The 24,849-nt window shown below is 55.7% G+C and carries 21 protein-coding genes; 7 read left to right on the top strand and 14 right to left on the bottom strand.

The window, feature by feature from the left end; translation table 11 throughout:
- Positions 1-98: 98 nt before the first annotated feature.
- Both degQ and degS read left to right on the top strand, forming a co-directional pair.
- Positions 99-1,466, top strand: a complete 1,368-nt coding sequence (gene degQ / locus E0L20_RS18770) for a serine endoprotease DegQ (RefSeq protein ID WP_131635276.1) — start codon at positions 99-101, stop codon at positions 1,464-1,466.
- A gap of 92 nt (positions 1,467-1,558) precedes the next feature.
- A complete protein-coding gene (gene degS, locus E0L20_RS18765; RefSeq protein ID WP_131635275.1) occupies positions 1,559-2,626 on the top strand; it encodes an outer membrane-stress sensor serine endopeptidase DegS in 1,068 nt (355 codons plus the stop codon).
- Positions 2,627-2,682: 56 nt separating this feature from the next.
- Here degS and mdh read toward each other — a convergent pair whose 3' ends face one another.
- Positions 2,683-3,621, bottom strand: a complete 939-nt coding sequence (gene mdh / locus E0L20_RS18760) for a malate dehydrogenase (protein WP_131635274.1) — start codon at positions 3,619-3,621, stop codon at positions 2,683-2,685.
- Between the two features lie 389 nt (positions 3,622-4,010).
- Here mdh and argR point away from each other — a divergent pair, with 389 nt between their 5' ends.
- The 3 genes from argR to yhcN (E0L20_RS18745) all read left to right on the top strand — a co-directional run bounded on the left by argR (position 4,011) and on the right by yhcN (E0L20_RS18745) (position 5,495).
- Positions 4,011-4,481, top strand: coding sequence for a transcriptional regulator ArgR (gene argR / locus E0L20_RS18755; RefSeq protein WP_003860428.1), 471 nt, complete (start codon positions 4,011-4,013; stop codon positions 4,479-4,481).
- A 375-nt stretch (positions 4,482-4,856) separates the two neighbouring features.
- Positions 4,857-5,120, top strand: a complete 264-nt coding sequence (gene yhcN, locus E0L20_RS18750) for a peroxide/acid stress response protein YhcN (protein WP_131635273.1) — start codon at positions 4,857-4,859, stop codon at positions 5,118-5,120.
- Between the two features lie 108 nt (positions 5,121-5,228).
- Positions 5,229-5,495, top strand: coding sequence for a peroxide/acid stress response protein YhcN (yhcN, locus tag E0L20_RS18745; protein WP_131635272.1), 267 nt, complete (start codon positions 5,229-5,231; stop codon positions 5,493-5,495).
- Positions 5,496-5,555: 60 nt separating this feature from the next.
- On the opposite strand, the gene E0L20_RS18740 is transcribed toward yhcN (E0L20_RS18745), so the two are convergent.
- The 5 genes from E0L20_RS18740 to aaeX form a co-directional block, all read right to left on the bottom strand.
- A complete protein-coding gene (locus E0L20_RS18740; protein ID WP_131635271.1) occupies positions 5,556-5,828 on the bottom strand; it encodes a barstar family protein in 273 nt (90 codons plus the stop codon).
- An 18-nt stretch (positions 5,829-5,846) separates the two neighbouring features.
- Complete coding sequence (locus E0L20_RS18735; RefSeq protein ID WP_131635270.1) at positions 5,847-7,301, bottom strand: NAD-dependent succinate-semialdehyde dehydrogenase; 1,455 nt, start codon at positions 7,299-7,301, stop codon at positions 5,847-5,849.
- Positions 7,302-7,389: 88 nt separating this feature from the next.
- On the bottom strand, positions 7,390-9,357 hold the full coding sequence (aaeB, locus tag E0L20_RS18730; protein ID WP_131635269.1) for a p-hydroxybenzoic acid efflux pump subunit AaeB: 1,968 nt from the start codon (positions 9,355-9,357) through the stop codon (positions 7,390-7,392).
- A gap of 5 nt (positions 9,358-9,362) precedes the next feature.
- Entirely contained in the window at positions 9,363-10,295 is a 933-nt protein-coding gene (gene aaeA, locus E0L20_RS18725) for a p-hydroxybenzoic acid efflux pump subunit AaeA (protein ID WP_131635268.1), read from the bottom strand.
- Between the two features lie 7 nt (positions 10,296-10,302).
- Positions 10,303-10,506 carry a p-hydroxybenzoic acid efflux pump operon protein AaeX gene (gene aaeX / locus E0L20_RS18720; RefSeq protein WP_003860416.1) on the bottom strand — a complete coding sequence of 68 codons (204 nt, stop codon included), beginning with the start codon at positions 10,504-10,506 and terminating at the stop codon, positions 10,303-10,305.
- 179 nt (positions 10,507-10,685) lie between these two features.
- Here aaeX and aaeR point away from each other — a divergent pair, with 179 nt between their 5' ends.
- Both aaeR and E0L20_RS18710 read left to right on the top strand, forming a co-directional pair.
- The gene (aaeR, locus tag E0L20_RS18715) at positions 10,686-11,612 is read left to right on the top strand and encodes an HTH-type transcriptional activator AaeR (RefSeq protein ID WP_131635267.1); all 927 of its coding nucleotides are present in this window, start codon (positions 10,686-10,688) and stop codon (positions 11,610-11,612) included.
- Between the two features lie 218 nt (positions 11,613-11,830).
- Positions 11,831-12,445: a YagU family protein gene (locus E0L20_RS18710; RefSeq protein WP_131635266.1), complete on the top strand. Its 615-nt coding sequence runs from the start codon at positions 11,831-11,833 to the stop codon at positions 12,443-12,445.
- Between the two features lie 49 nt (positions 12,446-12,494).
- Here the strand turns inward: E0L20_RS18710 and tldD are convergent, their stop codons facing one another.
- The 8 genes from tldD to csrD form a co-directional block, all read right to left on the bottom strand.
- The gene (gene tldD / locus E0L20_RS18705) at positions 12,495-13,940 is read right to left on the bottom strand and encodes a metalloprotease TldD (protein WP_131635265.1); all 1,446 of its coding nucleotides are present in this window, start codon (positions 13,938-13,940) and stop codon (positions 12,495-12,497) included.
- 84 nt (positions 13,941-14,024) lie between these two features.
- Positions 14,025-17,825, bottom strand: coding sequence for an AsmA2 domain-containing protein YhdP (gene yhdP / locus E0L20_RS18700; RefSeq protein ID WP_131635264.1), 3,801 nt, complete (start codon positions 17,823-17,825; stop codon positions 14,025-14,027).
- 42 nt (positions 17,826-17,867) lie between these two features.
- On the bottom strand, positions 17,868-19,337 hold the full coding sequence (rng, locus tag E0L20_RS18695) for a ribonuclease G (RefSeq protein WP_131635263.1): 1,470 nt from the start codon (positions 19,335-19,337) through the stop codon (positions 17,868-17,870).
- The gene (locus tag E0L20_RS18690) at positions 19,327-19,920 is read right to left on the bottom strand and encodes a Maf family protein (protein ID WP_131635262.1); all 594 of its coding nucleotides are present in this window, start codon (positions 19,918-19,920) and stop codon (positions 19,327-19,329) included. Before E0L20_RS18690 ends, rng begins: the two co-directional genes overlap by 11 nt.
- 9 nt (positions 19,921-19,929) lie before the next feature.
- Positions 19,930-20,418: a rod shape-determining protein MreD gene (gene mreD / locus E0L20_RS18685; protein WP_131635261.1), complete on the bottom strand. Its 489-nt coding sequence runs from the start codon at positions 20,416-20,418 to the stop codon at positions 19,930-19,932.
- A complete protein-coding gene (gene mreC, locus E0L20_RS18680; RefSeq protein ID WP_131635260.1) occupies positions 20,418-21,422 on the bottom strand; it encodes a rod shape-determining protein MreC in 1,005 nt (334 codons plus the stop codon). The genes mreD and mreC overlap by 1 nt, the downstream gene beginning before the upstream one ends.
- A 61-nt stretch (positions 21,423-21,483) precedes the next feature.
- Positions 21,484-22,527 (bottom strand): rod shape-determining protein MreB, encoded by a 1,044-nt coding sequence (gene mreB, locus E0L20_RS18675; RefSeq protein WP_000913396.1) that lies wholly within the window; start codon positions 22,525-22,527, stop codon positions 21,484-21,486.
- Positions 22,528-22,807: 280 nt separating this feature from the next.
- Positions 22,808-24,748 (bottom strand): RNase E specificity factor CsrD, encoded by a 1,941-nt coding sequence (gene csrD, locus E0L20_RS18670; protein WP_131635259.1) that lies wholly within the window; start codon positions 24,746-24,748, stop codon positions 22,808-22,810.
- Positions 24,749-24,849: the final 101 nt, after the last annotated feature.

Below are 24,849 nucleotides of genomic sequence, written 5' to 3'. Positions count from 1 at the left end.
AGTCAAACACCTCATTGTTCAGCGGTTTAAAATTCAATAACATCAGGATGTTTTTGGGGCCGTTCTTCTTTCATTCCAGGATACGAGAGTCAGCATCAATGAAGAAAAAAAACCAGCTGTTGAGCGCGTTAGCGTTAAGTGTCGGGTTATCTCTCTCGGCATCCTACCCTGCGGGTGCGGCTTTGCCGTCGCAGGTACCCGGACAAGCCGCCATTCCGAGCCTGGCGCCGATGCTGGAAAAAGTGTTGCCCGCCGTGGTCAGCGTCCAGGTGGAAGGCACGGCGCGACAAAGCCAGCGCGTCCCTGAAGAACTGAAAAAATATTTTGGTGATGACGCTCCCGACCAGCAGGCGCAGCCTTTTGAAGGGCTCGGTTCAGGGGTCATCATTGATGCGGCTAAAGGCTACATCCTGACCAATAACCACGTGATCAGCCAGGCGGATAAAATCAGCGTCCAGCTGAATGACGGGCGTGAATTCGATGCCAGGCTGATCGGCGGCGACGACCAGAGCGACATTGCGCTGCTGCAGGTGCAAAACCCGAGCAACCTGACGCAAATTGCCATTGCGGACTCCGACAAGCTGCGCGTCGGCGACTTTGCCGTTGCCGTCGGTAACCCGTTCGGCCTCGGCCAGACCGCCACCTCAGGCATTGTCTCCGCGCTGGGGCGCAGTGGACTGAATCTGGAAGGGCTGGAAAACTTTATTCAGACCGATGCCTCTATTAACCGCGGTAACTCCGGCGGTGCGCTGCTTAATCTCAACGGTGAACTGATCGGCATTAACACGGCAATCCTCGCCCCGAGCGGCGGCAGCGTCGGAATTGGCTTTGCCATTCCCAGCAATATGGCCAAAACGCTGTCTCAGCAGCTCATCCAGTTTGGTGAAGTCAAACGCGGGCTGCTGGGGATTAAAGGGATGGAGATGAGCGCGGATATCGCCAAGGCGTTCAACATCAATGTGCAGCGTGGGGCGTTTATCAGTGAAGTGCTGCCCAATTCCGGATCGGCGAAAGCCGGCGTGAAATCCGGTGATGTCATCGTCAGCCTTAACGGCAAGCCGCTGAGCAGCTTCGCCGAACTGCGCTCCCGTATTGCCACCACGGAACCGGGTGCCAAAGTGAAGCTGGGCCTGATTCGCGACGGCAAGCCGCTGGATGTTGAGGTCACGCTGGACAAGAGCACCTCTTCCTCTGCCAGCGCGGAGCTTATCGCTCCGACCCTGCAGGGGGCGACGCTGAGCGACGGCCAGCTAAAAGACGGCACCAAGGGGATTACCGTTGATACCGTCGAGAAGAGCAGCCCTGCCGCGCAGGCGGGATTGCACCAGGATGACGTTATCATCGGTGTGAACCGCAATCGCGTGCAGTCTATCGCGGAGATGCGCAAGGTGCTGGAAGGTAAACCGACGGTCATTGCCCTGCAGATTATGCGCGGCAACGACTCTATCTATATTTTATTACGCTAGGCATTTGCGACGCCGGGCATCGCCGCTGCGTGTGATGTCCGGATAACTCATGCTATGCTGCAAACCGTTCCTTTATTAACGACACGCGCATCATGCTTTTAAAGCTCTTTCGTTCTATTGCTATCGGTTTGATTGTTGCTGGCCTGCTGTTAGTGGCTATGCCCTCTTTACGCCAGTTCAACAAGCTGACTGCCCCTCAGTTTGACAGCACGGATGAAACGCCGGCCACCTATAACCAGGCCGTCCGCCGTGCGGCGCCTGCCGTGGTTAACGTCTATAACCGCGGTCTTAATAGTTCGAGCCATAATCAGCTGGAGATCCGCACGCTCGGCTCCGGGGTGATTATGGACGAGCGCGGTTACATCATTACGAACAAACACGTGATTAACGATGCCGACCAGATTATCGTCGCGCTGCAGGACGGTCGCGTGTTTGAGGCCCTGCTGGTCGGCTCCGATAGCCTGACCGACCTGGCCGTGCTGAAAATCAACGCCACCGGCGGTCTGCCGACTATCCCGATTAACCGCAAGCGTACGCCGCACATTGGCGACGTGGTGCTGGCGATCGGTAACCCGTATAACCTCGGCCAGACCATCACCCAGGGCATTATCAGCGCCACCGGTCGAATTGGCCTGAACCCGTCAGGGCGGCAGAACTTCCTTCAAACCGATGCATCTATCAACCACGGCAACTCAGGCGGCGCGCTGGTGAACTCGCTGGGCGAACTGATGGGTATCAACACCCTCTCCTTCGATAAAAGCAACGACGGCGAGACGCCGGAAGGTATCGGCTTTGCGATCCCGTTCCAGCTGGCGACGAAGATTATGGATAAGCTGATCCGCGATGGCCGCGTCATCCGCGGTTATATCGGCATTGGCGGGCGTGAGATTGCGCCGATGCACACGCAGGGCGGCGGTATCGATCAGATTCAGGGGATCGTGGTTAACGAAGTCTCCCCGGGCGGACCGGCGGCCAACGCGGGTATTCAGGTCAACGATGTCATCGTATCGGTGAACGGCACGCCTGCGGTATCGGCGCTCGAGACCATGGACCAGGTGGCAGAAATACGCCCAGGCTCAATTATCCCGGTCGAAGTTATGCGTAACGATAAGAAGCTGACGATTCAGGTGACGATCCAGGAGTACCCGGCGACCAACTGACGGCCATAAAAAACGGAGCAATAAGCTCCGTTTTTTTATACCGGGGAAAGTGCGTTTTACTTGTTAACGAACTCTTCGCCCAGGGTGATATCTTTCTTCAGCGTATCCAGCATGCCTTCCATCGCGTTTTGTTCAAACGCGCTCAGCGTACCGATAGACTTACGTTCTTCAATACCGTTTTTACCCAGCAGCAGCGGCTGAGAGAAGAAGCGGGCGTGTTCGCCGTCGCCTTCTACATAAGCGCATTCAACAACGCCTTTCTCGCCCTGCAGCGCGCGAACGAGAGACAGGCCGAAACGTGCCGCCGCCTGACCCATAGACAGCGTTGCAGAACCGCCACCGGCCTTCGCTTCCACCACTTCGGTGCCCGCGTTCTGGATGCGTTTGGTCAGGTCAGCCACTTCCTGCTCGGTGAAGCTCACGCCCGGGATCTGCGACAGCAGAGGCAGGATCGTCACGCCTGAGTGACCACCGATAACCGGCACTTCAACCTCAGTTGGCTGTTTGCCTTTCAGCTCAGCAACGAAGGTGTTGGAACGGATGATATCCAGCGTGGTGACGCCGAACAGTTTGTTTTTATCGTAAACGCCCGCTTTCTTCAGCACTTCTGCCGCGATAGCTACGGTGGTGTTCACCGGGTTAGTGATAATGCCGATGCAGGCTTTCGGGCAGATTTCTGCAATCTGCTGCACCAGGTTCTTCACGATACCCGCGTTGACGTTGAACAGGTCTGAACGATCCATGCCAGGCTTACGTGCAACACCTGCGGAGATCAGCACCACGTCTGCACCCTGCAGCGCAGGACGCGCGTCTTCACCGGAGAAGCCTTTGATTTTCACAGCTGTCGGAATGTGGCTCAGGTCAACCGCCACACCTGGGGTAACCGGGGCAATATCGTACAGGGAGAGTTCTGAGCCTGAAGGCAGTTGGGTTTTCAGTAGTAGGGCAAGCGCCTGGCCGATACCACCAGCAGCGCCGAGGACTGCGACTTTCATCCTAAACTCCTTATTATGGTTAACTTAATTATCTTCAACTCCGTTGCGGCGACCATAATTCAGCAGGTAAATAATTACAATTTTCGTAGCTAAATAATTAGAGGTCACACGCTTTTCACCCTCGTAAACGTTCAGTCGGGGGTGACGAATCAAGAGGTGGTTACAATACACCCTGCCCAGCCACCAAAACAACATCATTTTGATAACATTTAATTTACTTTTAAGCTTATTTGCGCGGCGTGACTCAGGCATGTTTTCCGATAACGAATTCTGATAAAATCACTCCCTTTCATAACATTATTTCAGCCTACCGCTCGGTAGATAATTTGCATAAAAATTCATCCACATGCATAATAATGTTGTTTCTATCGTCATATTCCGGGTGACTTATGCGAAGCTCGTCTAAGCAAGAAGAATTAGTGAAGGCGTTTAAGGCGCTGCTCAAAGAAGAGAAATTCAGTTCTCAGGGAGAAATTGTTCAGGCGCTGCAGGAACAAGGCTTCGATAACATCAACCAGTCGAAAGTCTCCCGCATGTTAACCAAATTTGGCGCGGTGCGTACGCGTAACGCCAAAATGGAGATGGTCTATTGCCTGCCTGCTGAACTTGGCGTGCCGACCACCTCCAGCCCGCTGAAAAACCTGGTGCTGGATATCGACTATAACGATGCCGTGGTGGTGATCCACACGAGCCCTGGTGCTGCGCAGCTTATCGCGCGCCTGCTGGACTCATTAGGTAAAGCGGAAGGCATTCTGGGTACCATCGCCGGCGATGACACCATCTTTACAACCCCAGCGAATGGTTTCTCCGTGAAAGATCTCTACGAAGCGATTCTGGTCCTGTTCGAACAGGAACTGTAATCCTCTCCCCCCGTGGCGCAGCTGCGGGGTTTGTTCTGCTCCCGCCAGGTTTTCCCCTGCTTTCTCCCCTTCTGACTTTAACAAATAGTGCTTTTTACCATCCATTAACATTCATTTGATGAATGCCAAATCAACAAATCGCACAAAAAATCAAATTATCATATCCATATGATTTAATTAGATATACAGCAACATTATGTCGAAAAAACGTCCACTTTTATGCATTTTTGTTATAAAAATTACCGCCGTTAACACGTAATTACCTGTGAAACAATTAGTCTGGTATTAATTTTTAGCGTGATTAGTGTATACTTGATTTTGTGATGAGGGTCACGAAACAAGACCCCACTAAAAAATTCGACGAGGTAAAGAATCATGAACATGAAAACTACTGTAGCGGCGCTGAGCGTCCTGTCTGTCCTGTCATTCGGTGCGTTTGCGGCTGACTCTATTAACGCGGATCAGGCGCAATCCCGCCAGGCAATCGGCACTGTTTCTGTCGGCGCGGTGAGCACCTCTCCGATGGACATGCATGAAATGCTGAACAAAAAAGCGGATGAACAGGGTGCATCATCTTATCGCATCATCGAAGCGCGTTCCGGCGACCACTGGCACGCAACCGCTGAGCTGTACAAATAAGTTTTAGTAATACCAGAAGACCTAATTATCCACTCAACGGCACCAGGCATAAAAATAGCAGTTCAACCCTTCTCGCCGTTGAGAACACCCTTTTCAGGAGCAAAGACTATGAAAACCAAATTAATCATCGCAACCCTCGGCCTGGCATCCGTTCTTTCTTTCGGCGCGAGCGCAGCCGTACAACAGGTAAATGCCGACCAGGCACAGAATCTGCAGTCTATGGGTAGTGTATCCGTAACGTCCGTTACCGGCGCTCCGATGGATATCCGTCAGGAACTGGCAGCAAAAGCTGAAAAAGCGGGCGCAAGCAGCTATCGCGTTACCGAGCTGAATCAGGGCGATCACTGGCACGCAACCGCTGAGCTGTATAAATAAACCCTCGTCGTATCTCATCATACGACTTGCCCCTGACCTCCCGGTCAGGGGCTTTTTTTACTAATGCCGGGCGTTAAAACGCAGCTGACCTTCCAGCTCTTCTTCCGCTTCATCGAATAATAAAACCAGCGCGCCGAAGCGCCTGCGCAGCTTGTCGGGCAGATGGATAAACTCTATCTCCAGCGGTAACGGTAACTGATTGCCGGTGACCACGTCCCATAGCGTATCCAGATTGGTAACGCTTTCCCGCTCAAGGTTAAACACGCGGACAAATTCACGATAGAACGCTTCCTGACTGTCGATTTCATCAAAATCAAAGGTATAGATTTTCATTGCCAGCCGCCCTGTCCATTACAGCCCTCCAATGTGAAGGGTTTTGACTTCCAGAAACTCGTCCAGACCCAATACCGAACCCTCACGGCCCAGCCCGGACTCTTTCACACCGCCAAACGGCCCCAATTCCGTTGAAACCGCGCACTCGTTAATGCCGATCATGCCGCTCTCAATTGCCTGTGAGACGCGAAAAACGCGAGATAAATTCTGAGTGTAGAAATAGGCCGCCAGCCCGAAAGGCGTATTGTTAGCCCGCTGGATAACTTCATCTTCCGAGGTGAAACGGAAGCAGGCCGCGACCGGGCCAAACGTCTCTTCTTCTGCCAGCTTCATGCCCTCATGGCAATCGCCGAGCACGGTTGGCATCCAGAAATTTCCGCCAAGATCGTGTGGCTTACCGCCGGCCAGCACCGTCGCGCCTTTGGCCACGGCATCTTCAACATGCTCGCGGACTTTATCGACGGCAGCGGACTCGATCAGCGGACCAACCACCACGCCCTCTTCCACGCCATTCCCCACCTTCAGCGCCTTCACCGCATCGGCAAGCTGATTCACAAACTTATCGTAAACGGTTTCCTGGATATAGAAGCGGTTAACGCTGACGCAGACCTGCCCGGCGTTACGGAATTTGTTGGCGATTGCCCCTTTCACCGCGGCATCAATGTCCGCATCTTCAAAGACGATATACGGGGCATTTCCTCCCAGCTCCATCGAGACTTTTTTCATCGTTTCTGCGGCGTTACGCACCAGCGTTTTGCCTACCGAGGTTGATCCGGTAAAGGAGATCTTGCGCACGTCGTGGCTCGCCATAATGGCGTCGCTGATTTCATGCGTATTGCCCGCCACGGCGTTGAGCACGCCATCCGGTACGCCAGCCTGTTTAGCCAGCGTGAGCAGCGCAAAGGCGCTAAGCGGCGTGTTGTTGGCGGGTTTAATCACCCCCGTACACCCTGCGGCAAGCGCCGGGCCTAATTTACGGGTGAGCATGGCCATCGGGAAGTTCCACGGCGTGATCGCCGCCACCACGCCGACGGGTTCGCGGGTCGCGAGAATGCGGGAGCCGGGCTTAATGGGGGGAATAATTTCACCGTTGGCGCGCTTGGCCTGCTCGGCAAACCATTGAATAAAGCTGGCAGCGTACTCGACTTCGCCCTCCGCTTCCTTCAGGGGCTTGCCCTGTTCGGTGGTCATTAACCGGCCAAGCCAGCTTTTATTCTCAATAATCAGTTCATACCAGCGATAGAGGGTCGTCGAACGCTCTTTGGCGGTTTTGGCACGCCATGCCGGGAAGGCTTTAGCCGCCGCGGCAATCGCTTCTTCGGTTTCCGCTTTACCCGCTTTTGCCACTTTCGCAACAACCTCACCGGTTGCCGGATTCAGCACGTCAAAGGTGGTATCCAGCGTTTTCCATAAGCCATTAACCAGATAGCCGGTCTGAAAAAGGATGTTGTCCTGCAGAGCCTGGGTTGTCATGTGTCCTCCCTTTCTGAATGTAAGAGCATGCAGAACTAAGTATAGCCACAAAAAAACCGACGCTTTTGGCGTCGGTTTTTTACCATCATCAGTTATCCGTCAGGGCGTTCTGGTAGCGGTGCAGCATAAACACCAGCCGCTCTACCGGCTCGGTCACCTGAGGCGGCGCCTCCCAGACCTTGAGCTTCTCCTGATAGATATCCAGCTCTTCCAGCAGCTGCGTGAAGTAGCGGCGGCGTTTGTCATCGCTGGAGGCGGAGATCACATGGTCAGCAGTGCGCCGCAGCTGGCGGTGATACGCAGAGAGATCGTCGTTGATCGGCACTGGCGCGTTTCGCAGACGCTGGTGCGCAATGATCATCGTTAACGCCAGACGAAATTTTGCGATGTCGCCGGGGAATTTGTTCAACAGTAAAAACAGCTGCTGATACAGCGCGGGAAGATGGTTCTCCCTGCGGCGTGCGGCGTTGGTGGTCAGCGACGATACGGCAGCCGACACAAACTGATTCAACAGCACGCGTCCGGTCCGCGCCTGAGAGTTATCGCGAACCAGCAGGATCACCATCATCGCCAGGAAACAGCCCACCAGCTGCCCTAACGCGCTGTCGAGGAACTGGCTGAAGTGAAACGTCATCGGGTTATCCAGAACGAGAATATTGATGGTGCTCGCCAGCGCCCCCAGCGATCCCAGACGGCGTTTTTGCACTTCGATACCAATAAAGAACGCCATGACCGCCAGGCTAATGCAGAGCAGCAGCATGCTCTGCTGGGTCGAAGGCAGAACCACCAGGAAATAGAAGGCCCCGAGCGGAAGTGCGGCTATTGTCCCGTACAGGAAGTCGACGGCGACCATGCGCGGATTCGGCAAACGCATCGCCAGCGCGGTCACAACGGCAATCATCACCATTGCGCCGCTGCCGGACGTCCAGCCGGTCCACAGCCAGAACAGCGTGCCGAGCATACAGGCCAGCGTGGTGCGCCAGAAGTTAACCATGGCATGGTGACGCTCGGCGGATTCCGCCTTGATCACCACCTCGCCCTGCAGCACCTCTTCTTCTGCCGCGCTGATTTTAGTATTGCCGATCACGCCGCGTTTCAGCAGCAGATAGCGCGTCGCAGCGCCAACCCAGGTATAAATCGTTACCGGCGTGTCGCGCTCCCCCGTCCAGGCGATAACCCGGCGCAGGCGTTTAAGCTGCCTGTGTACGTCCTGCACCGTTTCAACCGGCTCATCGAACAGCTCGCGGAAGGTGTCGGTCACCGCTTCAGGACGGGTGTTTTGAATCAGGTAGGTTTCACACGCCTGGGTGATCAGCGTTAGCGAAACGGTGTTGATGGCCTTCAGGCGGCGGTTCGCGCGGGACCAGCGCGAAGACTCCATGTTCAGGTTGCTGCGCATGCCTTCCAGCGCCTGGGCGCGACGCACCAGGCCGCTCCAGGCCTTGTCGACCTCTTCGCTGTCACCGTGCTTAATGCAAAGCTGCATCAGCTGGTACTGCGCAACAATGAACGCGTCCAGCTCACGGTCCACCTCCTGTTTGATAGATCTCGGCGAGAAAAGCAGGTCAGCGACGATAGCGCAAACGATACCAATCACGATCTCGCTGCAGCGCTCTACGGCAAACTGCGGGGCAAGCAGCGGTTCGGACTGAATGGTGATGACAATAATCAGCGCGGTATAGCCAGCCAGACCCCAGGCGTAGGAGTTTTCAACTTTCACCAGGGAAGAAACCCAGGTGCAGAAGCCCGCCCAGATACAGCACACCATCAGCATTAGCAGAGGCGTGCGGATCATCAGGATAATAATGGTGAGCGCCGCAATACAGCCGATAAACGTCCCGACAATGCGCAGCATCCCGCGGTAGCGGATTGCGCCAGAGTAGGGTTCACCGCCTGCCGCAAAGGCGGGGCCTGCTGCAACAATCGCGGCCGTCAGCACCGCCCAGCGGGGCGTTTCCAGCTGGAAGTGAAAGCCGATAAACAGCGCCAGCACGATGGCGCACGCCAGCTTCACGGCGAAGCGGAGATGCTGGCTGGCGATGGAGAAAATACCCATGGCGATTAACCAAACTCGCGCAGGCGATGGGCCATTTTACGGAAGAAAGAGTCCTGGCTTGAATCGCGGTCTTTCTCGCCGGTGATCACCACGGTCGCCGTGGTGCCCGCAGGCCAGAGGTTGCCCTGCTGCTCATCAAGGTGAATACGTACCGGCACGCGCTGGGCCAGACGCACCCACTCCAGATTGGAATCGACGGTCGCCATGCCTTTAGAATCATTGCTGCTGCTGGAGTTGGTTACGCCAGCGGCGACGCTATCAACCGTGCCTTTAATAACGCGATTGCTGCCCAGCGGCGTGATTTCAGCGCGATAGCCAGGACGCACGCCTTCCAGCTTGGTCTCTTCCATATAGGCGAGCACGTAGAAGGAGTTCTGTTTGACCAGCGCCACGGCGGTAGAGCCACGGGTGATAAATTCCCCGGTATAGACGTTGAGGTTGGTCACCCAGCCGTCGGACGGCGCGCGAATCACCGTACGCTCCAGATCGAGCTTCGCCAGATCCCGCGTCGCTTCGGCTTTTGCAAGCTGGTGCAGAACGGTTTGCAGCACGTTGTTAGACTGGTCAATTTCTTCGCGAGACATCGCCTGCACGCCTAGCTGGTTACGACGTCCAGCTTCACGACGCTTCTCGGCAGCCAGCGCCTGGTAATAGGCCACGTCCGCCTCAGCTTCTTCTAACGCTTTTTGATAGCGAGGCTGGTCGATGGTGAACAGCACCTGATCTTTTTTCACCAGCTGGTTATCGTGAACGTTAACCGCGGTGATAAGCCCGGCGACGTCGGGCGCTATCGCCACGACATCCGCGCTGAACCGCGCATCGCGCGTCCAGGGGGATTCAGTGTAATAAACCCAGGCGCGGAAAATAGCAATGAACGCCAGGACGACCAGCGCCATCGTAATGGCAGTGCGGGAGATTTTTCTTGTTAGCGTTTTCACATCAACCTCAGACAAACATGCGCGATATCAGGTAAAACAGGCAGCAATACAGCGCGGTATTGAACAATGCAGGATGCCAGACGAAATCGTAGATCCCGGTAGGGACCAGCACCTTGCGCACCAGCCAAAAAATCGCCAGTGATAAAAGAAGCTCGAAGAATATCGGTGGGAACGACAGACCGAACACCACGATAACGGGAAACAGACTCATGTTGACCTTGATTAGAGAGAGTGCAGGCTACAGAATTTTTAAGCACGCGCCGCCGCAGGAGAGCAAGAAATGCCGGGCGAGAGTGGCGCAGCCGTTATGTAATTAATAATATATTAACGTAACTGTTATGCTGTTATCTATAATATGTGATCTAAATCACTTTTAAGCCAGAGTTAACAATGGAACGTTTAAAGCGCATGTCCGTTTTCGCCAAAGTGGTTGAACTCGGCTCATTTACCGCCGCCGCTCGCCAGCTCCAGATGAGCGTTTCTTCCATCAGCCAGACCGTCTCGAAGCTGGAAGATGAGCTACAGGTGAAGTTGCTCAACCGCAGTACCCGCAGCATCGGCCTCACGGAGGCGGGTAAAATTTACTATCAGGGCTGTCGGCGAATGCTGCTTGAAGTGCAGGACGTTCACGAACAGCTCTACGCCTTTAACAACACCCCCATCGGCACGCTGCGCATCGGGTGTTCTTCAACTATGGCACAAAATGTTCTCGCTGCCATGACGGCAGATATGCTGAAAGAGTATCCGGGGTTAACGGTGAATCTGGTGACGGGCATCCCGGCTCCGGACCTGATTGCCGACGGGCTGGACGTGGTGATCCGCGTCGGCGCGTTGCAGGATTCCAGCCTGTTCTCGCGTAGGCTGGGCAGTATGCCGATGGTGGTCTGCGCCTCCAAAAGCTACCTCGCGCAGTATGGCATCCCTGAGAAACCCGCCGATCTCAGTAATCACTCCTGGCTGGAGTACAGCGTGCGTCCGGATAACGAGTTTGAACTGATCGCCCCGGAAGGGCTTTCCACCAAACTGCTGCCGGTAGGCAGGTTTGTGACAAACGACCCCATGACCATCTCCCGCTGGCTGGTTGCCGGCGCCGGGATCGCCTACGTGCCGTTAATGTGGGTGATCAACGAAATCAACAGCGGCGAGCTGGAGATCCTGTTCCCGCGCTACCAGTCCGATCCGCGCCCGGTTTACGCCCTGTATACCGAAAAGGACAAACTGCCGCTTAAGGTGCAGGTCTGTATTAACTATCTGACCGAGTATTTTGTAGACGTCGCAGAGCTATTTCAGGGGATGCGAGGTCGACGAAAAGAATAATAAGATCGTCCCGGGAATAATATTTGGCATGAATATTTCCGGGCACAGCCTCCGCAAATTAAGCATTTAAACCGGCTGACTATCAACAATAGCGAATTGACACCGTTATCATCCGCCCTTTACCGTATAAGCAGCCTGATATTCAGGCTGTTATTTTATTGTTACCAACATGAAAAATAAAATGTATTTAGCAGGATGACGTTAAACAAGGAAAAGAAATGAATCTATTTGAACAAACACCGCGTTCGCGCAGACGCTACGGTCTCGCTGCATTCATTGGCTTGATCGCAGGGGTTGTCTCCGCCTTTGTCAAATGGGGAGCCGAAGTGCCGCTGCCTCCACGTAGCCCGACGGATTTATTCACCGCCGCGTGTGGGCCGGAACAATTATTGAGAGCGGCAGGCCAGATCGATTGCTCACGCAACTTCCTTAATCCTCCCTATATATTTCTGCGCGACTGGCTGGGCATTGCCGATCCTAATGCCGCCGTTTATACGTTCGCCGGGCATATATTTAACAGCGTCGGCGTGACGCATATTATTTTCTCTATCGTCTTTGCCGTAGGGTATTGCGTTGTCGCTGAAGTCTTCCCGAAAATTAAACTGTGGCAGGGCTTGCTGGCCGGTGCATTAGCTCAGCTCTTTGTCCATATGATCTCCTTCCCGCTCATGGGGCTGACGCCGCCGCTCTTTGAGCTGCCGTGGTATGAGCACGTATCAGAGATCGTAGGGCATCTGATCTGGTTCTGGTCGATCGAAATTATTCGTCGTGATTTACGCAATCGCATTACCCACGAGCCGGACCCTGAAATTCCGCTGGGCAATTTACGCTAAAAAAAATGGCGCTCCCCGAAAGTAGCGCCATTCTTCATGCTTTTTCAGATCAGGCGGTACCGCCGACCGTCAGGTTATCCACTTTCAGCGTAGGTTGGCCCACGCCAACCGGCAGGCTCTGCCCCTCTTTACCGCAGACGCCCACGCCGTTATCCAGCTTCAGATCGTTACCGACCATTGAGATCTGCTGCATAGCCTCAATACCGGAGCCAATCAGCGTCGCGCCTTTTACCGCTTTGGTGACTTTGCCTTTCTCGATCAGATAGGCTTCTGAGGTTGAGAACACAAACTTGCCGGAGGTGATATCAACCTGACCGCCGCCAAAGTTTGGCGCGAAGATACCGTAGTCAACGGATTCGATAATCTCCTGCGGCGTGGACTGGCCCGGCAGCATATAGGTATTGGTCATGCGCGGCATCGGCAGGTGCGCGTAAGATTCACGGCGACCGTTGCCCGTTGGCGCAACGCCCATCAGGCGCGCATTGAGTTTGTCCTGCATGTAGCCTTTCAGCACGCCGTTTTCGATCAGCACGTTGTACTGGCCTGGCGTGCCTTCGTCATCGATAGAAATCGAGCCGCGACGGTCCAGCATGGTGCCATCGTCCACGACGGTGCAAAGCTCAGAAGAGACGAGCTGCCCCATCTGACCGCTGAACACGGAGGTCCCGCGACGGTTAAAGTCCCCTTCCAGACCGTGACCGACCGCTTCGTGCAGCAGCACGCCCGGCCAGCCCGCGCCCAGAACGACCGGGAATGAACCCGCCGGCGCCGCGACAGCATGAAGATTTACCAGCGCCATGCTCACGGCTTCTTTTGCCCATGCGTCAGCGCGTGCTTCGCCGTCAACATCGCCCAGGAACCAGTCATAGCCAAAACGACCGCCGCCGCCGCTTGAGCCGCGCTCGCGTTTGCCGTCGTCATCGACCTGCACGCTGATAGACAAACGCACCAGCGGGCGCACGTCGGCGGCCAGCGTCCCGTCGGTCGCCGCAACCAGAATCAGCTCATACACGCCGCTCAGGCTGGCAGACACTTCCTGCACCCGTTTATCCGCCGCGCGCGCCACTTTATCCACGCGACGCAGGATGTCCAGCTTCTCTTCGCGGCTCATGCTCTGCAGCGGGTCGATGCTGGTATAGAGTGCAGAATGCTGCACTTCGCCCAGGGTTTTCACGCGGCCATCGCCCGCGTCACGCACGATGGTACGCGCGGCCTGCGCGCTCTGCTCCAGCGCGGCAAGGCTAATCTGGTCAGCATAGGCAAAACCGGTTTTCTCGCCGCTGATGGCGCGCACGCCAACGCCCTGATCGATGTTATAAGAGCCATCTTTGATGATGCTGTCTTCTAAAACCCAGGATTCGTGATAGCTCGACTGGAAATAGAGATCGCCGTAGTCGAGACGGCGTTCGGTCAGTTGACCAAGAATGGAGAACAGGTCCTGATGGCTCAGGCCGTTCGCTGCGAGCAAATGTTCACTTACCAGGTTCAGACTCATCGTATTGCTACTCGTTCGTTGCCGCCCGTGGCGGTATAAAAATCGTATTTATTGAGAGTGAGGCAATTACCTGCCCACGTCAAATCATTGCTGTGCATCTTTGCGCGGCTGGCGCAGCACTTCATTAATCTGCGGTTTATCGATCGGCCCGGTAATCCGGTAGCGAAGGATTGAGACTTTACTCCAGAGCGGCCCCAGCACTTTACTGGCGGCAAACACGGCCGCACCGACGATCGGGTTCACCACAAAGGCTGCCGCAACGCCTACGCTGGCGGAAATTTCCGGAGCCACCACCGCTTCCATATCCAGCTCGCGGCGCACCAGATCCACCGAACCTTTCATCGCGATATCCGCTTCCAGGCCATCGACCAGCGTGTTGTCAGTATGCAGCACGCCGTCCTTGATCCACGCCGTACTGCGGATGGAATCGTAGTAAAAACCTTCGCTGAAGGTATCGCTGAAGTCGAAGCGCAGCTTGCGCAGCAGCGCATCAAAGCTCAGCAGGCGCAGGATCTGCCCGGCGCGCCCTGTACTCACGTCGGCAATTTCACCCTTACCAAAGTTGGTTTTCAGTATGCCGTTGAGCGACGCTTCATCTGGCTTCCACGGCGCCGCGCGCCAGTGAAGATCGTAATTCACGTCGAATGACGAGCCGCGAAGCGGTGTGCTGATGCCAAAGAAGTTAGCCGCTGCGTCCAGCCTGTTACCCTTAATGTCGCCCTTCAGCGAGGTGCGCTGCTCGCCTGGGTTATTGACCCACTCGCCCGCAGCCGTCAGGCGCCCAAAACCGGTATCGACCAGCCCGCCGGTCAGGCTCAGCGTATTGCCTTTGATAGCAAGATCCCCGTCAATACGGCCGTATTTTTGCCCCCACAGCCAGCATTCGGCGCAGCGCAACTGCAGATCGGGCCAGCCGCTGAAATCCACGCGGGAAGCGTTGCTGAACGGCGACGAGCCAGCCGCCGGGTCTTTACCGCTCGCGGCTGTCGGGTTGTAGTAGAGATAGCGGATCGCGGCCAGCCACGGGGCGTTATCGCGCATATTTAACGTGGCGTTAATTTCCCGGCCCTGCGCCTCAACCTTCGAGCCGTTGCTCGTCGGCTGAGAGACAATGCTAAGATTGTTCCACTGCTGTCCGCCCAGGGTCAGCGCAGGCGTGCGCAGGGTGATGGTCTGCGGGAACTGGGCGGCTTGATCGACGTTTTGCCCCACGCCCTTCTGGAACAGCGCCAGCCATTCAGCACCATCCATCGCCGGAAGGTTAAGTTCAATGCCTCTCTGCTCAGGCAGCGGCGGCGTGGTGCGACTGTCGCTCGTCCAGATGGCTCTGTCGAGAGTCAGCTTGCGGTTAAGCAGCCAGTGGCTGTTGAAATGGTTCATTCCACCTGCGCTGCCGGTCAGTTCGAAGCTATTGAGGTTGCCGTCAACGTTGAGCTTCAACGGCAGCGGCTGCCCGGCCTTTTTGTCCAGCGGTGCGGGGAGCTGGCTGCTGAGGTTTTTCAGGTCGCCAGTAATATCGACTTTATAGCGTGCTCCGGCGTGATAAGGCAGTTCGATAGCCACCTTGCCGTTCCAGGAAACGGCACCGTCGACCGATTGCGCGATTGGCTTCGGCAAAACGTCCATTCTGGCAGGCTGCCAGCTGGCGTCCAGGTTGACCGCCACCTGATAGGCCTTTTCCCCTTCGGTGGTGGAAAAGTCAATATTGACGGGCTGATTGAACCAGCTGGCCTTGAGCGGCTCGCTCTTCAGGTTGCCGTTCACGAAGCTGAACTGTCCAGTGAGGTTTTTCAGCGTGCTGTCGAGCGGTTTGATGTACAGGCTATTATTGTTGAGACGAACATCGCCTTTCGCGGTGGTCATCTCGCCGTCCAGCGGAATATCCAGATGTAAGCGAGCATTCACATCGCCATCTAGCTGCAGCTGCTGGAGGGTCGCTCCCAGCGAATCATCGAGCGGCGTATCCTCAAAGTACGGCCCAACCGCCTTGCCCGGGCCATTGATATCCGCATCGATAAGCAGCTTCTCTTTGGAGTAGTCCGGGATGTTTGCCGTCAGATTGCTGGCCGTCACGCCGCCCAGCGCAACGCTGTCGGCCTTCATCCACAGTCCGTCATTGATAAAGTTGAGTTCGATATCGAGATTTTTCAGCGCGGGCCAGTCCGGCTGGAAGGCAAAGGTGGCGTTGTGCAGCGGCACCAGCACCTGGAACTGACCTTCGTTATGCTTGTACGGGAAAAGATGCGGATTGCCGCCGTAGACCAGCGTGGCGTTATCCGCCTGACCGCCCTGAATTGCGCCGCTCAGGTAGTCCACCAGCGCTTTCCCCATCAGGTTTTCCGGGAAGTAGCGCCACGCCTGTGAACCGTCGCTGGTGCTGATCCCCGCCAGAATCCCCAGCCACGGCTCTTCACCTTCAGGCTGCAGATAGCGGAAATCCCCACGCGCGTGTACCGCTTTGGCTTTCACATCAAGATGGCGGCCGTCCAGCTGAAAACCTTTATCATTTTTCAGCCAGTTAAGCGTTGCGTTCCCCTGTTCAATTTCCAGCGGCGCGCGGAACACGGTCTCATATGGCATTTTGGCGTTATGCATATCGACCGTAAGTCTGCCGTTTTCAACGCTGCCCTCCAGCTTGCCGCTGAAGTTCTCGGCCCCCGGCAGAAGCTTCCACTGATTCCAGGCAAGGCTTTTCCACGCGGCCTGGAAACGCGTTTTTTCCGTCGCCTGCAGCGGAATATCCAGCGCCAGGGTATCGATCTGCCCTTTCGGCTGCGTTGCCAGCCAGATCTCACCCAGATCGGGAGAAATCTTTGCCGCCATCGAGCGCAGCCCCTCTATCGCGGTCAAATCCAAATTGCTGGCGCGAATGCGTAGCTCATCGCTACGTTTGCTGCCCACGCCACCCACGTCCTGCTCCGGCATCCACGCCAGGGTCAGCGCACCGCGTGGCCAGGGCTTACTGTCCATCGTGATGCGCGTATCCGGAATGGCAAACTGCCAGCCTTCTTTCACCTGGGTCACATGCGCAGTGAGATTATCCACGGAAAGCTGATGCTGCTGATTTTCACCTTTCCAGCTCGCGCCCCCCTGCTTTAGCCAGACATCGCCGCTGGAAAATTCCCCATCGGTCAGGGTCATCCAGCCTTCCAGGCTAAATCGGGCGGTTTCCAGCTGCATGTTTTGCTGGATCCAGTCGCCGAGCCAGGGTTTGACATCCACATCGTCGGCCTGCAGCCAGACCTTGCCGTTGTTAAGCAGGCCATTATCGTCCCGCAGATCCATCCGCACCTGCATTACGCCGTGCTGCCCGTTCAGGCTGGAGAGGTTCACCTGCCCTTCGGCGCGGTGGCGGTCTTTGCCGTTAAGCCATGTCAATTGGGGGATGGCCAGCTCGGCGCGCTGGCCTGAAAGGGTAATGAAGCTCACTTCGCTGTCGCGCAGATCGAAATGATCGAACTGGCGCAGGAAGAGATCGCTGATGCGGTTGGTCTCCAGCCCCTGATTGCTGTCACCGCCGCGCAGCGGCGTATTGGTCAGAAACTGAAGCTGGTAGAAAGTCAGGTCGCGAAACTGCCAGCGCAAATGCAGCAGGCTTTGCCAGACGTCCAGCGCCAGCGTCACGCGCTTAATTTTCACAAAGCCGCCGTCTTTCAGGCTGGCATTGATATCCCGGACGTCAAGCGTCGGGCCGAAGTTCTGCCAGTTCGCGCTTAACTGGCTGACGTCCACCGGCACGCCGGTGGCAGATTCGATTTTTGCGAGGATCTGCGGACGCCAGCTGTCCAGATGTGGGAGAACGAGGCGCAGCCCGCTCACGAGCAACGCGACAATCACGACCAGCGTTGCCCCTGTAAGCAGTAAAATCCCCGGCAATCGCCTCACGCATCTCTCCTTGTCAGCCTTGGTCTTGCAGCGAACTGCGTCTTACATCATCACGACGTCAAACTGCTCCTGGTTATAGAGCGGCTCGATTTGCACTTTTACCTGTTTGCCGACAAAAATTTCCACTTCCGCCAGCGCGTGCGACTCTTCACCTTTCAGCGCCTCAGCCACCGCAGGGGAAGCATAGACCAGAAAACGGTCTGAGTCGTAGGCGTGATGGACGCGCACGATTTCACGCATGATTTCGTAGCAGACCGTCTCTACCGACTTTACCGTGCCACGACCGTGGCAGGTGGGGCATTCGTTACACAGCACGTGCTCCACGCTTTCGCGGGTGCGCTTGCGGGTCATCTCCACCAGACCCAGCTGTGAAAAGCCGTTGATGCTGGTTTTTACGCGATCTTTACTCAGCGCCTGCTCCAGGGAGTGCAGCACGCGGCGGCGGTGATCTTCATTATTCATATCGATAAAGTCGATGATGATAATGCCGCCCAGATTGCGCAGACGAAGCTGGCGTGCGATGGCCTGCGTCGCTTCAATGTTGGTGTTGAAAATGGTGTCATCCAGATTGCGATGGCCGACAAACGCGCCGGTGTTGATATCGACGGTGGTCATCGCTTCGGTCTGATCGATAATCAGATAGCCGCCGGACTTCAGCTCAACCTTGCGCTCCAGCGCGCGCTGGATTTCGTTTTCGACATCAAAAAGGTCGAAGATCGGCTGACGGCCAGAGTAGTGTTCAAGCAGTCCGGGCATTTCCGGGATGTACTCGGCGGTAAACTCCAGCAGCGCTTCATACGTCAGGCGGGAGTCCACGCGAATGCGATCGAGCTGCGCGTCGGCAAAATCGCGCAGGACACGCTGCGCGAGCGCCAGCTCGCCGTACAGCTGGTAGCGGGTCTGGTTGCGTTTTTTACGCTCCATCACCTTGGTCCAGACGCGCTTGAGATAGGCGGCGTCGGACGCCAGATCGTCTTCACTGATCCCTTCCGCCGCGGTGCGGATGATGAAACCACCCTGTTCATCGCAGTAGGCGCTAACCACTTTTTTCAGGCGCTCGCGCTCGGTTTCGCTCTCAATACGCTGGGAGACGCCAACGTGCGATGCGCCAGGCATAAAGACCAGATAGCGGGAAGGTAACGTGATGTCGGTGGTCAGGCGGGCACCTTTAGTGCCGAGGGGATCTTTCACCACCTGCACCATCAGATCCTGGCCCTGACGCACCAGCTCGGAAATGTCGCGCACGGCAAACTGCTTTTGCTCTTCGCCTGCGACGCACTCGGTGTGCGGCATGATGTCGGAGGCGTGTAAAAAGGCCGCCTTATCGAGCCCAATATCTACAAAAGCCGCCTGCATACCCGGCAGGACACGACTGACACGACCTTTGTAGATATTGCCTACGATTCCGCGCCGCGCTTCACGCTCAATGTGAATTTCCTGAAGGATGCCACCATCAATATAGGCCACACGGGTTTCCGAGGGCGTTACGTTTACCAACAATTCAGCCGTCATTATTATCCCTTCCCTCACGCAGTGAGTTAAAATTGCTCAGCAACTCATACGTTTCCACCAGCGGTAAGCCGACTACGGCGTGATAGCTGCCATTTATCTTCCTGACAAAACAGCCACCCAACCCTTGAATACCGTATGCACCTGCTTTATCCATCGGTTCACCGCTGGCAATGTAAGCGGCAATCTCGTCGTCGGTAAGCACTCTGAACGTCACGTCCGTTACCACCAGGCAATCCAGCACGTTTTGGCTGTCCGCCAGCGCGACGGCGGTCATTACCTGATGCGTTTGTCCGGACATTTTGCGCAACATTCGCGCCGCATGGTCTGCATCACGCGGTTTCTCAAGCACCTCACCGTTAAGGATAACGATGGTATCTGCCCCCAGCACCGGAAGGTCACGCGGCGTTTGCGCCACGCCGGCCTGCGCTTTCTCACGCGCCAGGCGGGAAACATACTGCTGAGCGCTTTCGCCCTCAGCACGTTTTTCTTCAATGCCGGTAACGATGCGTTCAAAAGATACGCCCAGCTGGGTCAGGAGTTCCTGACGGCGCGGAGAGCCGGAAGCAAGATACAAAGACGTCATAGAAACCTTTTATTGCACAGCAAACTGCTGGCGAATTTTACGCATCAGCAGGAACAGCCATGGCCAGAGCACACCGTTCACTACACTACTCCAGAACACTTCCGGTCGGAAAGAGACGTTGATCACTAAAAACTCTGCCCAGAAAACAACGATATCCGCAGCGAGCGACAACAACATCACCACCAGCGCCTGTTGCCAGAGCGCAAGGTTACGAAAGAGCTGGAATTTGAGTGCGACGAGATACGCAATAATGCTCATGGATAACGCGCGTACGCCAAGCGTAGAGCCGCTAATGAGATCCAGTATGGCACCCATCACAAAACCTGTGCCGACATTTACGCGGTGCGGCAGGGCAAGGATCCAGTAGAGCAAAATGAGTAACACCCAGTTTGGCCGGAAAACGAGGATGTCGTCCGGCCAGGGCATAACCTGCAAGAGCAGGGCAACGAGAAACGAGAGCCAGATAACCCAGCGCCCCTGGCTACGATAGCTTGCCACTACTGCCCTCCAGTCGAGACTTTAGGCGGTGGCGGCGCATCCGTTATGCCCGTAGCGGGCGCCGGCACGGGCGCAGGCGGCCCCATGGAGTCCGGCGCGGGCAGAACCTGCGGCATCATCTGCATCAGGCGCTCGTTTGCCACGCGATGAACTTCTTCCGGCGTCATCGGGTTGGAACCGTTACGATCGGCCCCCCACAGCAGCAGTAAATAGCGCAGACGCTGTAAACCCGCCGTTGGGCGTGCCTGAATCACCGTATACGCGCGCTGAGTATCGAGCTTCACGGAGGAGACAACCGCTACCGGGTAGCCTTCAGGGAAGCGTCCGCCCAGGCCGGACGTGACCAGCACGTCGCCCACGCGAATGTCCGTATTGGCCGGCAGATGCTCAAGCTGCAGATCGTCCGTACAGCCGTTACCGGCTGCAATCACGCGAATGTCGTTACGCAGCACCTGAATCGGCAGCGCATGGGTGGCATCGCAAATCAGCAGCACGCGGCTGGTGAGTTTAGCAACAGCAACGACCTGGCCCACAACGCCTTTATCGCTGATAACAGGCTGACCTTCATAGACACCGTTAACGCTACCCTTGTCGATCACCACCTGATCGCTGTAAGGATCGTTTACGGTGGAGATCACCTGCGTCACCATTTTCTGCTCATCCTGACGCAGCGGTGAACCGAGCAGCTCGCGCAGACGCGCGTTTTCCTGCTTGTATTGCCCCAGCATCAGCAGTTCGCTGTTTTTCAGCAGCAGTTCCTGGCGTAAAGCCCGGTTTTCGAGTTCGAGTTGGTCACGCGAAGACAGCGTTTGAGAAACGGAGTCGAGTAATTCACGGGGACCATTTGATACAAAGTAGAAAGGACTGACGGCGGTATCCATGTACGTTCTGATCTGGCTGAACGTACCGAGGCGGCTATCGGCAATAATGACCCCAAGCGCAACCAGAACCGCCAGAATAAGGCGAAACTGTAGCGATGGGCCACGGCTAAAAATTGGCTTCATAGGCTATGCGTATTCTCGCGTCAGAGAGAAAGGGTAGCGATGCGCTACCCTTTCACAATGACTACTCTTCGCTGAACAAGTCGCCGCCGTGCATGTCGATCATTTCCAGCGCCTTGCCACCACCACGGGCGACGCAAGTCAGTGGATCTTCTGCAACTACGACAGGAATACCTGTCTCTTCCATTAACAGGCGGTCGAGGTTACGCAGCAGCGCACCACCACCGGTCAGAACCATACCGCGCTCGGAGATATCGGATGCCAGTTCCGGCGGGCACTGCTCCAGGGCGACCATTACCGCGCTGACGATGCCGGTCAGCGGCTCTTGCAGCGCTTCCAGGATTTCGTTGGAGTTCAGGGTAAAGCCACGTGGAACGCCTTCCGCCAGGTTACGGCCGCGAACTTCGATCTCGCGAACTTCATCACCCGGATAGGCAGAACCGATTTCGTGCTTGATACGCTCTGCGGTGGCTTCACCGATCAGAGAGCCGTAGTTACGGCGCACATAATTAATGATGGCTTCATCGAAGCGGTCGCCGCCGATACGCACGGAAGAGGAGTACACCACGCCGTTCAGGGAGATGACGGCCACTTCAGTGGTACCGCCACCGATATCCACAACCATCGAACCGGTTGCTTCGGAGACTGGCAGACCCGCACCGATAGCCGCAGCCATTGGTTCTTCAATCAGGAACACTTCACGGGCGCCTGCGCCCTGAGCAGATTCGCGAATGGCGCGACGTTCTACCTGCGTTGCTCCCACCGGCACACACACCAGAACGCGCGGGCTTGGACGCATGAAGCTGTTGCTGTGAACCTGCTTGATGAAGTGCTGAAGCATTTTTTCAGTCACGAAGAAGTCAGCGATAACGCCGTCTTTCATTGGGCGGATTGCGGCGATGTTGCCAGGGGTACGACCCAGCATCTGCTTCGCGTCATGACCCACCGCGGCTACGCTTTTCGGCGAGCCGGCACGATCCTGACGAATGGCCACAACGGAAGGCTCATTCAATACGATGCCTTGTCCTTTTACATAGATAAGGGTATTCGCGGTACCCAGGTCAATGGACAGGTCATTGGAAAACATGCCACGAAATTTTTTCAACATACTAAGGGATAATCCTGAAAGCTGGGGCGGAAAACAAAATCCGCTTACTTTACCAACCACACGCAGCAGCGACAAGGCGCAAAAATCATCTGCTACGGTGAAAATTAGTGCAGTACGTTTCCTTTGTTACAAATTAATCCCCTGATTCCCTCAGGGCTGAGTAAACAGTGCGTCCCTCACTTTCATTTGTAACCCGTTAAAGGTCGTTCACTGGCTTTTTGCTCGTCATACTCAAAGCTACAGGCGCGATATTCTACGTGAAAACAAAGTAAACGGCAGGTCAAACAGAGTATCTTTGCAAATATTTTTTCACATTGGTGTCAAGCGGCTGAGAGGAGGCAAAAAAATCCCCCTGACCACCCGTAACACCGCGCTCTGTCAACATCTGCCATTCGCCTCGGGCGCGCACGCCCGTGGCAAATACTTGTGTTTGCGTTCCCTTGCACGCTTCCACCAGACTCTGCACCAGCAGCTGGTTTTCCGTACGCTTTTCGATATTCCTTACCAGCCCTGGGTGAAGCTTTAATAGCTCCACGTCCAGCTCCTTGATCCAGCTGGTGCTGACAAGGGTTAAACCGGCCTGCGTCACGGCTACGCGTGCGCCGAGCGCATTGATCAGACGAACCACCGGACGTAACCGACTGATGTGTTGACCTACATCTGCCTCGGCAAGTTCAAAAATAATGTGTTTACGTTGCGATTTTTCGCATTGCATTAACGTATCGCGCAGCCAGCGCTGAAAACGCGGGCGAATTAACGACTCGACGGTCACCTGTAATGCCAGGGTTTCGTCAGGCCAAAACGATAAAAACGGTATCAGGCGCGTAATTTGCTGACGGTCATACTCTTCGGAAAGACCAAATTGCATCACCATCGGTAGATATTCCGCAGAAATAACCTCTTCGTTACCGTCGAAAATACGGCACATCAACTCGCGGTGATGCACATTGCCATTTTTCATGACGGCCGGTTTTTGATAAATGCGCGGCCCGCCGCGACTCAGCATTTGCTCAATCAAGGTACGCCAGCGCACGTTCCCGCGCCCTTTTTCCGGCAGGGAATCGTCATATACCGCCCAGCCGTTCGCGCCCTGCAACACGGCGTTGCGGGTGGCCGCTTCGGCATGTTCCATCACCTGTTCTGTCGATTGGCCGCCGCGCCAGGCGCAGATGCCAATATGCACCATATCATCACGGTCGAGCATTTTGCTCTGCGGGAGCGCATCTACGGCCTTGAGAAGTTGGCTGGCAATGCTTTCCGACTCCTTCAGGGTGCGATGAGGGAGCAGCACGGTAAAATCGCTGCGGTGATAGCGTGCCAGCAGCGCCCCCGGATAGCGCATAATAAAGGTGGAGATCAGGTTTATGAGGGTAAAGAGGTTCTCTTCCGCCACGCGCCGGCCCCAGGTGTCGCGCAGCAGATCGAAATCAGGCAGGCGGAGCATCATCACAACGCCGTGCGTGCCCACCTTTTCAGGATCTTCCAGCAGCGTGGCCAGCTGATTATCAAAGAAGAGACGGTTATTAAGGCCGGTTTTATTATCCTGCGCGGCGTAAGAGCGGATTAGCGTGTCCATGCGGCTACGCTGGTCGCTGGCAAACTGGATTTCGGAGAGCAGTACATCCAGGGCGCTGCTGGTGCGCGAAGGCCATTCATAGACCGAGCCGCGCACCTGCGGGCCGCGCTCGCCGTTGAGGATCCGCACGGAGCGGGTCTCCAGCAGCTCCTGGCCGGAGAGCTGCCGACGCAGCCAGCGAACCGCCAGAAAAATCAGCACAATAATGAATGCAACGGCAAGGGTAAGAGGCGCGGTGGTCAGCATCGAATGGAAGTAGCTCGCCATAGGGTCCAGGTAGACCATATGTATCGCAAGCCCAGGATTTTTAAGCGAATGAACCGTCACGTCCCGGTACTGATTCACCGCCCCTGCGGGCCGATAGCTGCTCTGGCGTACATGGCTGAAGACCTTGTGCTGCCCCTGCGTAATGTCTATTTGCACAATATCAACGGGCACCATCAGCTCATCCAGCTCGCGGGAGAGTTCCGGGAACGAGGTGGTAATCAGACGCGTATCAATCACCGACGCAACGGATTGTACCCGGTTGACCAGTTTGTCCTGGATGGCGTTGTAAAAGCTCAGGGAGCAGCCAATCAGCGTGACGAAAATCGTCAGTCCCGTCAGCAGGGTAATAAACGCTGAGAATTTCGTCGTTAATCGCATCCTTGAGATTACTCCGTGGGTTGATGGGGTAGCGAGTAAGCGCTAACTTGCATTTAAGATGCGACATACTACCAAAGCTGGTGTATCTGGCAATTTATTGC

This window comes from Enterobacter wuhouensis, from assembly GCF_004331265.1.
In the GTDB taxonomy this organism is placed as follows: Bacteria; Pseudomonadota; Gammaproteobacteria; order Enterobacterales; family Enterobacteriaceae; genus Enterobacter; species Enterobacter wuhouensis.
Note: the sequence above shows the minus strand (reverse complement) of the source record. Positions and strands in the feature narration are given on the sequence as shown.

Bases quoted from the DNA above. Each gene is read 5' to 3' on its own strand.
- E0L20_RS18710 (WP_131635266.1), top strand. From the start codon at position 11,831: ATGAATCTATTTGAACAAACACCGCGTTCGCGCAGACGCTACGGTCTC.
- argR (WP_003860428.1), top strand. From the start codon at position 4,011: ATGCGAAGCTCGTCTAAGCAAGAAGAATTAGTGAAGGCGTTTAAGGCG.
- aaeR (WP_131635267.1), top strand. From the start codon at position 10,686: ATGGAACGTTTAAAGCGCATGTCCGTTTTCGCCAAAGTGGTTGAACTC.
- yhcN (WP_131635272.1), top strand. From the start codon at position 5,229: ATGAAAACCAAATTAATCATCGCAACCCTCGGCCTGGCATCCGTTCTT.
- E0L20_RS18740 (WP_131635271.1), bottom strand. From the start codon at position 5,828: ATGAAAATCTATACCTTTGATTTTGATGAAATCGACAGTCAGGAAGCG.
- E0L20_RS18735 (WP_131635270.1), bottom strand. From the start codon at position 7,301: ATGACAACCCAGGCTCTGCAGGACAACATCCTTTTTCAGACCGGCTAT.
- tldD (WP_131635265.1), bottom strand. From the start codon at position 13,940: ATGAGTCTGAACCTGGTAAGTGAACATTTGCTCGCAGCGAACGGCCTG.
- mreC (WP_131635260.1), bottom strand. From the start codon at position 21,422: ATGAAGCCAATTTTTAGCCGTGGCCCATCGCTACAGTTTCGCCTTATT.
- degQ (WP_131635276.1), top strand. From the start codon at position 99: ATGAAGAAAAAAAACCAGCTGTTGAGCGCGTTAGCGTTAAGTGTCGGG.
- mdh (WP_131635274.1), bottom strand. From the start codon at position 3,621: ATGAAAGTCGCAGTCCTCGGCGCTGCTGGTGGTATCGGCCAGGCGCTT.
- aaeX (WP_003860416.1), bottom strand. From the start codon at position 10,506: ATGAGTCTGTTTCCCGTTATCGTGGTGTTCGGTCTGTCGTTCCCACCG.
- yhcN (WP_131635273.1), top strand. From the start codon at position 4,857: ATGAACATGAAAACTACTGTAGCGGCGCTGAGCGTCCTGTCTGTCCTG.
- aaeB (WP_131635269.1), bottom strand. From the start codon at position 9,357: ATGGGTATTTTCTCCATCGCCAGCCAGCATCTCCGCTTCGCCGTGAAG.
- csrD (WP_131635259.1), bottom strand. From the start codon at position 24,748: ATGCGATTAACGACGAAATTCTCAGCGTTTATTACCCTGCTGACGGGA.
- degS (WP_131635275.1), top strand. From the start codon at position 1,559: ATGCTTTTAAAGCTCTTTCGTTCTATTGCTATCGGTTTGATTGTTGCT.
- mreB (WP_000913396.1), bottom strand. From the start codon at position 22,527: ATGTTGAAAAAATTTCGTGGCATGTTTTCCAATGACCTGTCCATTGAC.
- rng (WP_131635263.1), bottom strand. From the start codon at position 19,337: ATGACGGCTGAATTGTTGGTAAACGTAACGCCCTCGGAAACCCGTGTG.
- E0L20_RS18690 (WP_131635262.1), bottom strand. From the start codon at position 19,920: ATGACGTCTTTGTATCTTGCTTCCGGCTCTCCGCGCCGTCAGGAACTC.